The sequence below is a fragment of the Carbonicoccus niuqiaonis genome (genome assembly GCF_050157065.1).
GTDB lineage: Bacteria > Actinomycetota > Actinomycetes > Propionibacteriales > Propionibacteriaceae > Avipropionibacterium.
In genome coordinates, this window is record NZ_CP189573.1 from 2,766,099 (window position 1) to 2,778,958 (window position 12,860).

Consider the following 12,860-nt stretch of genomic DNA (forward strand, 5'->3'; position numbering starts at 1 on the left):
TCGATCAAGGGGTCGGGGGCAACTTTTTCGACGAGTTTTCCTTACAGGCAACAGATCCCGGCCGATCCGACCACCCAACCCGCACCTGCCCACCCCATTCTCCCACCCACCACTGACACCCCATCCGAACGGCCCGTCAGCACTCTCCTGAACCGAGATGAGCCGCCGATGAGCACTCGGGCCAGCCCCCGGTGAGGGGATCGATTCATCGAGCAACTGTGGAACTCTGTCGAGCTGGTGGTACCTCGGTGCCCTCGGGCAGCAGCCAACATGGGTTGCTCATGCCGATGAGCATCCCGTCCTCGGCGTACACCTCCACGCGCAGATATGCTCCCACTCCGCGATCCATCGTGATCGGGAACGGCCCACCGGTGAAGGCACTCGCCGGGTGTTCCACTCGATCCACCGAGGGTGCGTCACCCAGACCGTCACTGACTCCGCGGATGACCGTCACCGTGGCGTTGCTGGGCACGTTGTCCACGGTCACGACGATCTCGGCCTCCGAGGCCGTGAGCACCTTGCCCATCACCGGAACGCCGTCGCTGGTCAGGTTGATGCGACCGTCCCGCCAATGCTGCAGATGGTGCAGCCAGGCCTGCCCGGATGCCAACGCCGACAGCAGATCCGGTAGATCGGTCGACGCGGCCCAGACCGAGGTGAGGCAGTTCAGCCGGAACCACAACCAGTTCACGCCGGTGTGGTCATCACTGGTTCCGGTCGCGGTCATGAAGATGCGATGGCGGCAGGCGACATCGAACAAGCTGATTCGATCGGCCAGGAGCTGCTCATCCCCGCCGGGTGCATTCCAGACTTCCAGCAGGTCTGCGCCGAAGGCCCGGGTCTCGATCAGCTCGGCGGCATCGACCGGTGGGTGGTTGTACTGCACGAGTGCGCCTCGCTGCTGGTACCACGACACCATCGCCCGGCAGGCTTCGGCTGATCCGTCCAACACCGGGGCCACGCCCTGATCCGGATAGGGAAACAGCTCGAAGTCGGCATGAAGACGTTGAGGTGGCGGACCATGGACACCTCGCTGGCGAGGTGCTGTCGAACGGTGGGGTATCGAGGAGCCAACTCATCCATCAGTGCCCGTTGGGTCAGCACCGGCCATTCCAGCTGGTCCCGGGTGCGGTGAAACTGGGCTCGGTCGAATGAGGCGACGGCCCGGCTCCGATTGCGCGCACGGACCCCGAACCAGATCCGACTGATGACGGAGTCCTCGGCGACCAGATCCGGCCAGAAGGACTTGATGTCGGCAAGGGGGTTCAGGCTCAGGGTCTGCCAGCGGCGGGTGCTCCGCGTGGTGACCACACCGACCAGCGGCTCCGCCAACTCGCGACCCGCTGTTGCTCCGAGCCGGTACTGCAGGACGTACTCGCCCGCCGGGCGCCCGGCCGTGGCCGGCCGGTAGGAGGTACCGACCTCGATGACCGCCTCGGCGTCCTCCCCCAGTTGATCACCCTGCACATCGACACTGATCGTGGTGTCGCTGAGATTGGTCGTGTAGAAGCTGTTCCCGCCCTTGGGCCACAAGAAGTACGAACCCCAGTCGGCTCCGGCAGCGGTCGCTTCGACGCGTAGGGCAGCGTCGCGCTGGTGCGGTCCACGATGTCGAACCGAGAACTCGTGCCGTGGATCCACCACCGATTCCGGCTCACGGGGATTCCAGCGGACGCCCATGTCCTCGTTCGTCCCGTTCAACGACATCCCGGGGTAGTAGCCGTACGCCTGCGCACGCCAGTCATGATCGGTCCACCAGATGACATCCACGCCGTGCTTGGCCGCCTCAGCCAGCTGGGCCATCATGCTCCCGCCACCACCCGCGGCGGCGTAGCTACCGCCCTCGGAGAAGCTGGAATGAATGTGCATGGCCATGCTGACGGGCATGGTGGCGCGTCGCGGCGCGAGCTGTACTGACCGCCCCCAGCCCTGATTGGGCAGCCAATCCAGCGGCCACGGCGGCACCGAGTTCGAGGACCTGACGACGATTGACCTGAAGAGACATGGGAGCGAACCTTTCGGCTGGCGCAGGGACCGTCCTCATCGTCGAGGCGGCCGGCAACCGGGCCGTGAACACCAATCGGGACCCAGATGAACTCCACAGCGGCCTGCTGGGACGAGCGTGTGGATCCGGTGGTACGGGCACGACAGGCATCTGCTGGATCGAGACGTGGTCTCGAGCACATCGAGGGGCAGCCGACGCCGTCACGGCTGCGGGATCGATCGTTCATGAGGCCAGATGAGAAGGGTGCCACCCCAGATGAGGAACGTCTCACACAACTCTCCTGACCACCTCATTCACGTCACGTTGAATGATTGACATGAAGAAGACAACCAAGTGGACCATCATCGGCGGCGCAGCAGCATTCGTCCTCGCCCCCGTCGCAACCTTCGCCGCCATGCCGGGCGCCGACGCAGACGTGCCGGGCAGCGGCATCGCCGTCACCGCGACCCAGTCGACCACGGCCAACCCGCAGCCGCCGGTCTCGCCGGTCAGTGCGACCAACTCGCCCAGCGCCTCGGCCACCTCCGCAGCCGCCCCGTCGGCCAGCGCCACCAGCCCGGCCAGCGCCACCCAGCAGGCACCCCAGGCCAGCCCGGCCTCCCCGCTGTCGGCCAAGTCCCCGGTCAGCCCGAAGTCGCCGGTCTCGGCACAGTCACCGGCCAGCCCGGTCTCGCCCCAGAGCCCCGCTTCACCGGTCAGCCCGAAGTCACCGGTCAGCGCCCAGAGCCCGGTCAGCCCGAAGTCGCCCGTCAGCGCCCAGAGCCCGGCCTCCCCGGTCAGCGCCCAGAGCCCGGCCTCCCCGGTCAGCCCGCAGTCACCCCAGTCGCCGGAGTCGCCGCAGTCACCCAACTCCGCCGACTGAACACCCACCGCCCGAGCGGTCCACCCGGCCCCACAGGACGGGGGCCTTGGCCATGCCAGCCGAGATCGACCAGCCCTGCGAGCAACCCCTGGATCGTTCCGATGTGGCCCGATCGTTCCGATGTGGCCCGATCGTTCCGATGTGCCCCGGCGGGCTCCACACCTACCGCGGGTGGTCCGGGACCGTCACCGCCACGCGGAGACGCTGATGCTGCCACCGTCCATCAGATCGAACGGGGCGGGCCCCTGGTCGAGCCGAACCGGGATGCTGCCGATTCCCGGGGCGTGCAGCGTGAGCGCCTGGGGTGTCTCGAGGTCAGCCTGGTTCCGGTAACCGTCCCAACGGAGCAGCACGCTGACCGCACCGCCGGGGTCGACCTGTCGACGGTGTGGCTGTTCGACGGTGCCGGGACGCTCCGCCGAGACATGGTCAACGGCCAGCTCGAGCGGAGTGCGGCCCTGCAGGATCGACACCGTGGGCAGGCCGTCGACCGCACAGGGGGTGCCGGACCGATTCGTCACCACGACGGTGACCCAGGTCTCGAACATCGCCGAGTCCCAGCCCTGGGTGCGTGCGTCCAACTCCGCCACCGAGCACGGCCGCAGGTCCGCCGCGGCCGTACCCGCCGGCGGTGGTGGTGTCACCGGTGGCGGCGGCGCAACGGTCGGGCGATCGACCACGGTGGGCCGCGGTTGCGTGGTGATGGGGCTGGGCCCGGGCGAGCTCCCCCCCGGCGGGCCGTACGTCAGCGCCAGTGATGCAGCCACGACCGCCACCGCCGCACCGATGCCGATCATGGTCCGGAAGCGTTGGGGTACGCCATCGCGCCACCCGGCCACCACGGCCAGCATCGCGCCGAGCACCCCGATCCACGCCACGACGACGGCGGCCGCCAGTGGTGCCGCGATCCGGTTCCCCCACCCGACCACGGGCAGGGCGAAGGCCGCCGACACCAGCGCGACGGGGGTTCCGACGACGAGTCGCCCCATGATCACCTCGGCCGTGGGTCGGCCGTCATCACGACTCAGGCCTCGCAACAGGTCGACGACCTCGGCCACGAGCACGCACATCGATGCGGTGAACGGTGCCCACGCGAGATGTCCCGGAAGCGGTGGGGCGATCCCGGAGACGAGCAGCAGGATCGCCACCACCACGGCGATCCTGACCGCCGCGCGACTCCACGCCGGCCGATCACGCAGGCGCGACGACACGAGTCGTGCGACCGACCAACAGCCGATGGCCCCCACCAGCAGCCAGCCGACATCGATGACCGAGAACCGCGAGCCCAGCGCCAGCCGCAGCACCGGTAGGTGGCCCACCATGATCGCCGGAAGCTCGGTCCACTGCAGCAACTCCACTGACAGGGCGGCTCCGCCGGCAGCCAGGGCCACGATCGCGGGGCCGAGGGAGGGTCGTACGGCCATGATCAACAAGCCGACGGCCACGACGTACAGCACGGTGCCGAGTGGGTCGCTCCATTCGTACTGCCGGTGGCGCTGGATGACCAGGCCGCAGCCGATCACCACGACCAGCAACGCGATCGCGAGGTTGCGTACGGCACTCATGCCAGGAACTCCTTGATCAACGGGGCCGCGTCACCCGAACCCGACTGGCCGTCATGGATCATCACCGCGACGGCCAGGTCGTCGTCGGTGTACGCGATCATCCACGCGTGGGTGCGCGGCGGGTTCTCCGTGCCGTACTCCGCAGTGCCGGACTTGGCACCGACGGCCACCGATGACAGGGTCCGCCCGGTACCCGACGTCACGACCGCACGCATCATGGACTGCAGCGCCGCAGCCTCCCCTGCCGTCAACGGCTTGCCCGACGGGGTCGGCTTCTCGGCCGACTCGACCAGCCACGGCACGACCGTACGCCCGGCCGCGACGGAGGCCGTCAGTCCGGCCATCGCCATCGGTGACGCCTCCACCGTGCCCTGTCCGATCCCGGCTGCCGCGAGCCCGACCAGGTCGACGGGGTCGGGGACCGAGCCGTAGAAGGCCGGGAAGCCCGAATCATGATCAACACCGACGCCGAGGCTCGCCGCGGCCTCGCGGAGCTGCGGTCCGTCGAGCCTGGCGTGCTGCGAGATCAAGGCCGTGTTGCAGGAGGTGGCGATCGCGTCGCGCAGGGTCATCGTGCCCAACCGGTCGCGGGGGAAGTCGGTGTAGTTCTTGAAGCGGCGACCGTGCACGGTGATGAACTCGGTGCACTCCAACGCCGTCTCCGCCGTCATCCCGGCACGCAACAGTGCCAGCGCGGTGGCCACCTTGAAGGTGGAGCCGGGTGGGAACCGGCCGGTGTTGGCCAGCGCCTGGCCCTCCGCAGCGGGGTTGGTGGCCAACACCAGGACCGCACCGGTGGACGGTTGCACCACAGCCATCGCCGTGGCCGAGGGATGCTCGGCGATCACCGCCTCGGCCCGGTCCTGCAGCACGGCGTCCAAGGACACCACGAGATCCGTACCGGGCCGGGGATCCACCAGGACCAGGGGGCGAGGCTCGGTGCTCGTCGACGGGGACGCCTCCGGTGCACTCGGGGACGGGCTCGCACCCGGGGTGTTCGCGGGGCCTCGTGAGGCCAGCGAGACGGTGTGTCCCGCGACGCCGCGCAGTTGTTCGTCGTACCGCAGTTGCAATCCGGTCAGTCCGACACGGTCGCCCCCGACGATCCGTCCCTCGGACTCCGCCACCCGCTCGGCCGTCGCGTCGCCGACCGTGCCGATGACGGCCTCCGCCCGACCGCGCCGGGTCGACAGCACCCATTCGTCGCGGAGCAGCAGGGCACCGGGGATGTCGTAGAACTCGTCGGGGACACCCTCTCCCCGGCCACGGAGCACGATGGCTTCGACGAAGGCCTTCTCACCCGCGGCGCGGACCCGTGCCACGTACCGCTCCACGTCCAGGTCCAGCGTCTGGGCAAGGCGTGCAGCCGACGCGGTGGACGCATCGGCGTCCATCCGGGACTTGTCGATCCCGAGCCGGACGACGGGCAGCAGGTCGGCCAGCGGGATGTTGTCGGCACCGAGGATTCGCCCACGCTTCGCCGCCTCACGCTGGTGGACCAGCCGCGTGGTGGCAGTCAGTTCGGGGTGCAGCACCGTCGGGTCCCAGCGCAGCACCCACGCCCCGTCCTGCGGCTGGAAGGTCGCCACGGTGTCGTAGGTCCACTGCTGGGTGCCCAACTGCCACACCAGGTGCAGGGGTACGTCGACCATCTCCCCCGCCGGACGGGCCTGGCCGGCGGTGACCTCGGGGCGTAGCCCGTCCATCCCCCGCAGGATCTCGGTCAGCCCGGCCGCGGCGCGTTCGGGATCGTCGACCGGTACGTCGGCCAGACTGCCTTCGGTGAGAGCCGCCGCGAGGGCCTGACCCAGCGGAGCCACCGGCTCGGTCGGCCGCTGCGGACCGGGTGGCTGCGGACTCCCCGTACATGCCCCGAGCAATGCCAGCACGACCGCCGCCACGACCGCCACCACCCGTACCTGCCCCACACGATCACGCATGGCCTCAGGGTGGTCGACACACAGACACTGTGTCCAATAGCGTGAAAGGTCCAGACTCATATCAAAATGGTGAAATGTTGATCGGCCCGCCGACGCGAGACGCGGATGCCGATTGTCAGGAAGCGACGAGCGTCAGGAAGCAATGACCGGGAGAGAAGCGATGGACGAGAGGAAGCGATGGACCTGCTGAAGCACCTGCGCTACTTCGTGACGGTCGCCGAGGAGGGGCACTTCGGCCGAGCCGCCGAGGTCCTCGGCATGTCACAGCCGCCGTTGAGCCAACGGATCAAGGCACTGGAGGGCGAGCTCGGGGCCACCCTGTTCGATCGGAGCAGGCGACAGATCCGGCTGACCGACGCCGGCCGGGCACTGCTGCCCGAGGCGCGATTGCTGGTGACCCGTGCCGACGGGCTCGCGCAACGCCTTGCCGAGACCGCCACCGCGGCGCAGGTGCTGCACTTCGCCCTGCCCGAGACCCTGACGACGGAGCGGGTCATCACCATGATCACGCAGGCCGAGCTGTGGTTCGGACGACCGGTGGTGCCTGCCCTGTGTGGACCCGCCGCGCGGGACGCGGGGGTCCGTGACGGTACGTACACCGCAGGCCTGGTGCCGGTGACCGCCCGTGACGCGTCGATCAGTCAGGAGCTCGGCGTGGGTGTCCGGTCGGACCACCCGCTGACCCGGATGCCGGCCGTTCACCCCTCCGACCTCGCCGGCATCCCCCTGTTGCTGTTGTCCGAGGACGCCCCGGCCGAGCCGGCGACCCGAGTCCTGTTGGAGCGACACGGACTGTCGGGCGGACTGCTGGAGTCCGGGGTCGACCCGGTCGCCGCCCTGGCCCGGGCAGGAACCGGCGACTGCACCTGCCTGACCGATGCGGCCCATGCCGAGGAGGCGGGCCTGGCGTGGATCCCGCTGGTGAACCAGGACCTGCGCCGCCACTGGCAGCTGCGGTGGCACTCAGGCGCCGAGCCGGACCAGCACGACACCCTGGTGGCGTTGTGCGCCGAAGTGCTCGGCGGGACGAGCGGCCGGGCCGGGACCCGACCATGATCGGCGAGTTGCTCCGGCGGGTGGGTGCGGTCGGCTCGGTCCGGGTCACAGCCCTCGATTCCGGCGACAGCATCGACCACCAACCACACCTTGAACTGCCCCTGGCATCAGTGATCAAGGTTCCGATCGTGGTCGCGATGGCACGCCGGGCGGATCGCGGTGAGGTCGATCCGGCGTCGATGATGGAGCTGGTCCCGGATCGCCGAAGTGTCGGCACCACAGGGATCTCGGCGATGCGGGACCCGGTCACCCTGTCGCTTCGCGATGCCGCGTACCTGGCCCTGACCATCAGCGACAACGCGGCGGCGGACGGCCTGTGCGAGGCGATCGGCGGGCCGGCCGGGGTGACCGAGGAACTCGCCGCACTGGACGTCCCGATCACGATGACCGAGCCACTGTGCGAGATGTACGACCGCGCCACGGCCACCCCGGAGCTCAGCGCCGACGGTGCCAGCACCGGGTCGGCCGCGGCCTGCGTACGGCTGCTGGAACTGGTGTGGCGTGACGAGGCGGCGAGTCCGGCCTGGTGCAGCCACATCCGTGACCTGATGGCCCGGCAGGTGTGGCAGCACCGACTCGGATCCGGTTTCCCCGCACCTGACGTCGTGGTGGCCGGCAAGACCGGCACGATGGCTCGGTGGCGCCACGAGATCGGCGTCGTGAGCTTCCCCGGTGACCAGCTGTACGCGGTCGCCGTGCTGACGCGGCAGGACGATCCGATCGCTCATCCTGATCATGACCGGACGATCGGCGAGATCGCCAGAGCCGGAGTCCTCGCCCTCCGCCGCGGCTCGCTCGTTCCATGATCAAATTCATCTGGCGGAGTGCCACCGTCCTTGATCAGGACCACCCCGGTCGCCCTGCGTCTCGTCACGGTGATCGATTCCGGACCATGATCAACAATGGTCGTGCGGTCGCCAAGGCGAACGACACAGCACCGTCAGCGGTGATCACATGATCACCCGTCGGGCACACATCGAACCACAGGTTTGGGCGCCCGACCAACAAAAGTGACCACAGGTTTCAGCCAATTCGCAGCGACACGACGGGGCCGTGAACAATGTCCCAACTCGACCGCTTACGCCTTGATGGGTGACTCTGCCACGTGGTGCCAAGATGGTCGCCGTCCATCAGGACAAGGGATCCGGGTCGCTGTGGTTCGGGACTGACGGCACGAATCTGGAGGGGTTCATGGCTTCCGAGGTCGATCGGCTCAGTCACGAACTGGACCGGGCCCGGCAGGAGCAGCCCGTCGAGGCCCCCGGGTGAGATCAATCCGCAGGCGGTGGCGCTGTTCACCCAGGCACAACAGATCGTCGACCAACTGATCGACGAGGCGGTCGAGCGTGCCCAGGACCTGATGACGGCGGCCCGCCGCCAGCAGAAGGAAATCCTCGACCAGGCGCGGGAGGCCGCAGCTCGCGCTCCTCGCGGTTCCGACCCGATCGAGGTGGGCGCGGCAGCCCTGGGCGCGGCAACCGGCGTGGCCTACGACCGACCGATCACCGAGGTGGAGTACGTCCGGACCTTCGCCCAGGTCGCCCAGGTGCAGTTGCGCTCGGTGCTGGACGCGCTGACCGAACAGGTCGATCGACTCGGCACGGTGCCGGACCTCGCCGGCACTCGGGCACAACCGTCGGCCGCGTGGGCCGACCCGGCCCCACCCCACATCGCACCCGTGCTGGAGGAACTCCCGGCGGTGTCGGACCAACGCCCATGGCGGCTGGAGGCCGCGGTGTCGACCCCGGCTGACCATGAGCACTGACGACGACACCAACTGACGCCGGCCCGGCCCGGCCCCGGCCCCGGGAGACGACCCCGGCTGACCACGACCCCGTTCCCGGACGACGACCTCTCAGCGCTGGGTGGTGGTACGCCATCCTGAGCCGGTCGCGGCAATGGCCACGCCTCCCTGACGATCGGTCCGCAACACGCGCATGCCGTTGCGTTGCAACAGGGCCACGGTCGCTGCCGCCGGGTGGCCGTACGAGTTCCCCTCGCCGGAGGACGTCACGGCGAGCGTCGCACCGGTCGCGGCTATGAACCGGGCATCCTGGCGTCGTGACCCGTGGTGCGGCACCTTCAGCACGTCACTGCGCAGGTCGAAGCCGGCTCGGAGCAGCTCGGCCTGCCCGGTCGGCTCGATGTCTCCGGTGAACAGCACGGACACCTCGTCGACGGTGAGTCGACCGACGACCGACGTGTCGTTCTCCATCGCCGACTCGCCGCCGTCGGCCGGTTGCCCCTGGCCGACCGCCAGGAACCGGTCGACGGCGGCCGGGGTCGGCCAGAACGTCTCCCACCGGACCCCACCGACCATGATCAGCTCACCGGCCACGGTACGGCGCAGTTCAGTGCCCTGACCGATGACCATGGCGTCCACCGCCGCGGCGGTGTCGGCGGGAAGCGGGGCCGCCGTGGTCAGCACGAGTCCGACCCGACGCCCCTGCCACAAGCCGGCAACGCCGCCGACATGGTCGGCGTGGTAGTGGGTGAGCACCACCAGCGGCACCTCGCGCACCCCCAGTTGATCAAGGCAACGGTCGAGCGCCGCCGGGTCGGGGCCGGTGTCGACGACGACTGCTGCGCCGCGCCCGAGGTTGACCACACCCGCGTCGCCCTGCCCGACGTCACACATCGTCAGCGCCCAGTCCTTGGGCGGCCAACCCGGCTGCACCGGCGCCCGGAGCAGCAGCACCACGATCGCGAGCGCGACCGCCAGGCACACCCAGCCCGAGGTGATCAGTTTCGGGATCCACCAGATCGACAGCAGACAGGCCGCGCCGAGCACGACCAACGCGACCGGGGTGGCCGGCCAGGTGGTGGCCGCCCCGGGCAGTCGTGCCAGGGTCGTACCGATCAGGATGATGCCGTGGGCCGGGAGTGCGGCGACCCAGCCGGCGACGGCGGCCGGCACCGGGTGGAGCACCGACAACCCTGCAGCGGCGAACCCGGCCACGGTGGCCGGGCCCACCAGCGGCCCGGCCAGGGCGTTGGCCAACAACCCGACGAGGCTGAGCTGCCCGGACAGGCCGGTCACCACCGGCTGGGTGGCGACCTGCGCCGCGAGCGGGACCGCGATCGCCTCCCCCACGACCCGGGGTGCCCACCGCATCCGATCGGCCCAGGCCCCCGCCCACGCGATGATCCCAGCGGTCGCCAGCGTGGACAGCGCGAACCCGACCGACCGGCCCAACCACGGATCGACCATCAGCAACCCGATCACGGCCACGCACAGGTGACGTACCCCGCGGGTACCGCGACTGCCGCGTCCCACCGCGGCCAGGGCGACCAGCCCCATCGCGGTCGCCCGCAGCACGCTGGGCTCGGTACGGCACAACGCGACGAACACCGCCACCGCGAGCAGGCCGACCACGGTCAGGCCCCGACCCCGGACCCCGAGCCATCGCGCCAGCACCATCAAGAACCCCAGCAGGAGTGTCAGGTTGGCACCCGAGACCGCGGTCAGGTGGGTCAGCCCGGTCGTCACGAAGTCGGCGTGCAGTTCTGGCGACATCGCGCCGGTGTCCCCCAGCACCAGCGCGGGGACCAGCGCGCGGGGGCCTGCCGGCCGGTCCTGCACGGCCTCCCGGAGGCCACCGCGAACGTGCTCGACCGCCCGCCAGCCCGCGTTCGGCTCGGCGATCCGGTGGGCCGCGGTGACCCGGACCACGGCAGCCAGCTCGGAGCCGGGGTCGGGTCGCTCGAGGAGTCCGGTGACCTGCCACCGTGATCCGACCAGCGCGTGGTGCAGCGCCGGCCCTCCTGGGCCGGCCGGGTCCGCGCGACCGGACATGATCAACAGCACCGGCACCGACGTCGACGTCGTCCGGCCCCGACCCTCGACCTGCCCGACGTCGGCCCGCAGGATCACGCTGGCCGTCGTACCGGCTCCGACCTCGCGCGGATCGGCGGTCGTGCTGACCTCCAGCACGGCCAATGCCCCCGCGTCGGCCAGTTCGGCGACGGCACCGGAGTGCAGGGCGGCACTGCGGACCCAGCCGAGCCCACCGAGCACGACGACGACCAGCAGGGTCGCGACCAGTGCGTACGAGCGACGTCGCCAGGCCACGGCACCGAGTGCCACGCATCCGGCAGCGGTCAGCCCGAGTGGCCACCACAGCTGGCTGGTGACCGCCCACGAGGTCGCCCACGCCCCGACCGCCACCGGCGCCAGTCGCCAGTCCACCGGGGCGGCCGGGGATGCGTCTGGCGGCTGCGGGGTGTCGGCCCCATCGGCCCCATCGGCCCCATCGGCCCCGTCGGCCCCGTCGACCGCGCCCGTCATGTCAGTGCTGCCCGTGGTGTCCCCGGCGCAGTGGTCGAGGTGCGACGCCGCGTCAGACGCGGACGTGCGGGGCGATGCGGGCATAGGTCTTGGGGCCGATCCCATCGATCTCCTGCAGTTCCTCGATCCGGCTGAAGCGACCGTGCTCCTCCCGCCAGCTCATGATCGCCTGGGCGGTCACCGGGCCCACGCCCGGCAGCGCCTCCAGCTGCGCCAGCGTTGCGGTGTTGAGGTCGACCTTCGCGGTGGTCGCACCTCCCGGGCCGCCACCCGCACCGCCACCGCCCGCGCCACCACCCCCGGCCGAGCCAGCCCGGACCTCGCTCTCCTCCCCCGGTTCGTCGGCGACGAAGACCTGGTCGCCGTCGGCGACGAGCTGGGCGAGGTTGAGCCGTCCCGGCCGGGCGGCCTCGGTCAGGCCACCGGCCCGGTCGATCACGTCACCGACCCGGGCCCCCTCGGCCACCGTGACCACGCCCGGCTCTCGGACCGCCCCGGTGACGTGGACCTTGATCATGGCCGGCGAGGGTGAGATGCCCGGCCCACCGGTGGCGCCACCCGACGGGCCGGCCGTCCCCGGCCGGCCCGACACCGAGGGTTCTGACACCGAGGGACCCGACACCGACGGCGCCGACGGACGAGGGGTGGCACCGATCGCCTCGTCCCGGGCCCGGAGCAGCATCCACCCGGCGATGACCACCGCGACCGTGAGCACCGCGACCACGACCCACAGGTGGCGCCGGTCGAACCGGGGCACCGGGGTGACCGGCCGTGCGCGCGTCCCCGGCACGTCACCGACCACCTCCGGTGCGGCAGCCCCGACAGCGTCGGGAAGGTCGGCGTCCGGGGCGCGTAGCACCGTCTGGATCAACGACTCGTCGACCCGAGCGGTACGGACAGGGCCGGTGGCGGCCCGTCGTGCCGGCTGGGCGCGTTGGGGAACCGCCTCCCCCGAAGGACGACCCAGGGCGTGCTCGAGACGGCGTCGGAGGTGTTCGCTGAGCTGCGGATCCGGACGGGCCATGCCAACACAGTGGGACGCCGCCACCTGGCTACGTCACCTGATCCGGTCTGCTGTGGACAGTGCTCGGGGTCGGTCACCCGGTTGGGGACAACTCGTCTCCCCGGCCATACCGCGGAGGCA

General features: G+C 70.4%; 11 protein-coding genes. 4 read left to right on the top strand and 7 right to left on the bottom strand.

What is annotated here, in order from left to right; translation table 11 throughout:
- Positions 1-205 precede the first annotated feature (205 nt).
- The 5 genes from ACQBAU_RS12695 to ACQBAU_RS12715 all read right to left on the bottom strand — a co-directional run bounded on the left by ACQBAU_RS12695 (position 206) and on the right by ACQBAU_RS12715 (position 6,372).
- The gene (locus tag ACQBAU_RS12695) at positions 206-886 is read right to left on the bottom strand and encodes a CehA/McbA family metallohydrolase domain-containing protein (RefSeq protein WP_465257044.1); all 681 of its coding nucleotides are present in this window, start codon (positions 884-886) and stop codon (positions 206-208) included.
- Positions 847-1,875 carry a hypothetical protein gene (locus ACQBAU_RS12700; RefSeq protein ID WP_465257045.1) on the bottom strand — a complete coding sequence of 343 codons (1,029 nt, stop codon included), beginning with the start codon at positions 1,873-1,875 and terminating at the stop codon, positions 847-849. The genes ACQBAU_RS12695 and ACQBAU_RS12700 overlap by 40 nt, the downstream gene beginning before the upstream one ends.
- Positions 1,876-2,272: 397 nt before the next feature.
- Positions 2,273-2,875, bottom strand: coding sequence for a hypothetical protein (locus ACQBAU_RS12705; RefSeq protein ID WP_465257046.1), 603 nt, complete (start codon positions 2,873-2,875; stop codon positions 2,273-2,275).
- Positions 2,876-3,052: 177 nt separating this feature from the next.
- Positions 3,053-4,432, bottom strand: coding sequence for a DUF2809 domain-containing protein (locus ACQBAU_RS12710; RefSeq protein ID WP_465257047.1), 1,380 nt, complete (start codon positions 4,430-4,432; stop codon positions 3,053-3,055).
- Positions 4,429-6,372: a penicillin-binding transpeptidase domain-containing protein gene (locus ACQBAU_RS12715; protein WP_465257048.1), complete on the bottom strand. Its 1,944-nt coding sequence runs from the start codon at positions 6,370-6,372 to the stop codon at positions 4,429-4,431. Before ACQBAU_RS12715 ends, ACQBAU_RS12710 begins: the two co-directional genes overlap by 4 nt.
- Positions 6,373-6,549: 177 nt before the next feature.
- Between ACQBAU_RS12715 and ACQBAU_RS12720 the strand changes: the two genes are divergently transcribed.
- The 4 genes from ACQBAU_RS12720 (at position 6,550) to ACQBAU_RS12735 (ending at position 9,193) form a co-directional block, all read left to right on the top strand.
- Positions 6,550-7,428, top strand: coding sequence for a LysR family transcriptional regulator (locus tag ACQBAU_RS12720; RefSeq protein ID WP_434548950.1), 879 nt, complete (start codon positions 6,550-6,552; stop codon positions 7,426-7,428).
- Positions 7,425-8,234 (top strand): serine hydrolase, encoded by an 810-nt coding sequence (locus ACQBAU_RS12725; RefSeq protein WP_434548949.1) that lies wholly within the window; start codon positions 7,425-7,427, stop codon positions 8,232-8,234. Before ACQBAU_RS12720 ends, ACQBAU_RS12725 begins: the two co-directional genes overlap by 4 nt.
- A 286-nt stretch (positions 8,235-8,520) precedes the next feature.
- Positions 8,521-8,697: a hypothetical protein gene (locus ACQBAU_RS12730; RefSeq protein ID WP_465257049.1), complete on the top strand. Its 177-nt coding sequence runs from the start codon at positions 8,521-8,523 to the stop codon at positions 8,695-8,697.
- A 16-nt stretch (positions 8,698-8,713) separates the two neighbouring features.
- Positions 8,714-9,193, top strand: a complete 480-nt coding sequence (locus tag ACQBAU_RS12735; protein ID WP_465257050.1) for a hypothetical protein — start codon at positions 8,714-8,716, stop codon at positions 9,191-9,193.
- Positions 9,194-9,283: 90 nt separating this feature from the next.
- On the opposite strand, the gene ACQBAU_RS12740 is transcribed toward ACQBAU_RS12735, so the two are convergent.
- Together ACQBAU_RS12740 and ACQBAU_RS12745 are read right to left on the bottom strand one after the other, a co-directional pair.
- A complete protein-coding gene (locus ACQBAU_RS12740; RefSeq protein ID WP_465257051.1) occupies positions 9,284-11,716 on the bottom strand; it encodes a ComEC/Rec2 family competence protein in 2,433 nt (810 codons plus the stop codon).
- Between the two features lie 52 nt (positions 11,717-11,768).
- A complete protein-coding gene (locus ACQBAU_RS12745) occupies positions 11,769-12,740 on the bottom strand; it encodes a helix-hairpin-helix domain-containing protein (protein ID WP_465257052.1) in 972 nt (323 codons plus the stop codon).
- Positions 12,741-12,860: the final 120 nt, after the last annotated feature.

Coding starts and splice junctions, on each gene's coding strand:
- ACQBAU_RS12740 (WP_465257051.1), bottom strand. CDS start 11,716: ATGACGGGCGCGGTCGACGGGGCCGACGGGGCCGATGGGGCCGATGGG.
- ACQBAU_RS12710 (WP_465257047.1), bottom strand. CDS start 4,432: ATGAGTGCCGTACGCAACCTCGCGATCGCGTTGCTGGTCGTGGTGATC.
- ACQBAU_RS12700 (WP_465257045.1), bottom strand. CDS start 1,875: ATGGCCATGCACATTCATTCCAGCTTCTCCGAGGGCGGTAGCTACGCC.
- ACQBAU_RS12720 (WP_434548950.1), top strand. CDS start 6,550: ATGGACCTGCTGAAGCACCTGCGCTACTTCGTGACGGTCGCCGAGGAG.
- ACQBAU_RS12745 (WP_465257052.1), bottom strand. CDS start 12,740: ATGGCCCGTCCGGATCCGCAGCTCAGCGAACACCTCCGACGCCGTCTC.
- ACQBAU_RS12725 (WP_434548949.1), top strand. CDS start 7,425: ATGATCGGCGAGTTGCTCCGGCGGGTGGGTGCGGTCGGCTCGGTCCGG.
- ACQBAU_RS12715 (WP_465257048.1), bottom strand. CDS start 6,372: ATGCGTGATCGTGTGGGGCAGGTACGGGTGGTGGCGGTCGTGGCGGCG.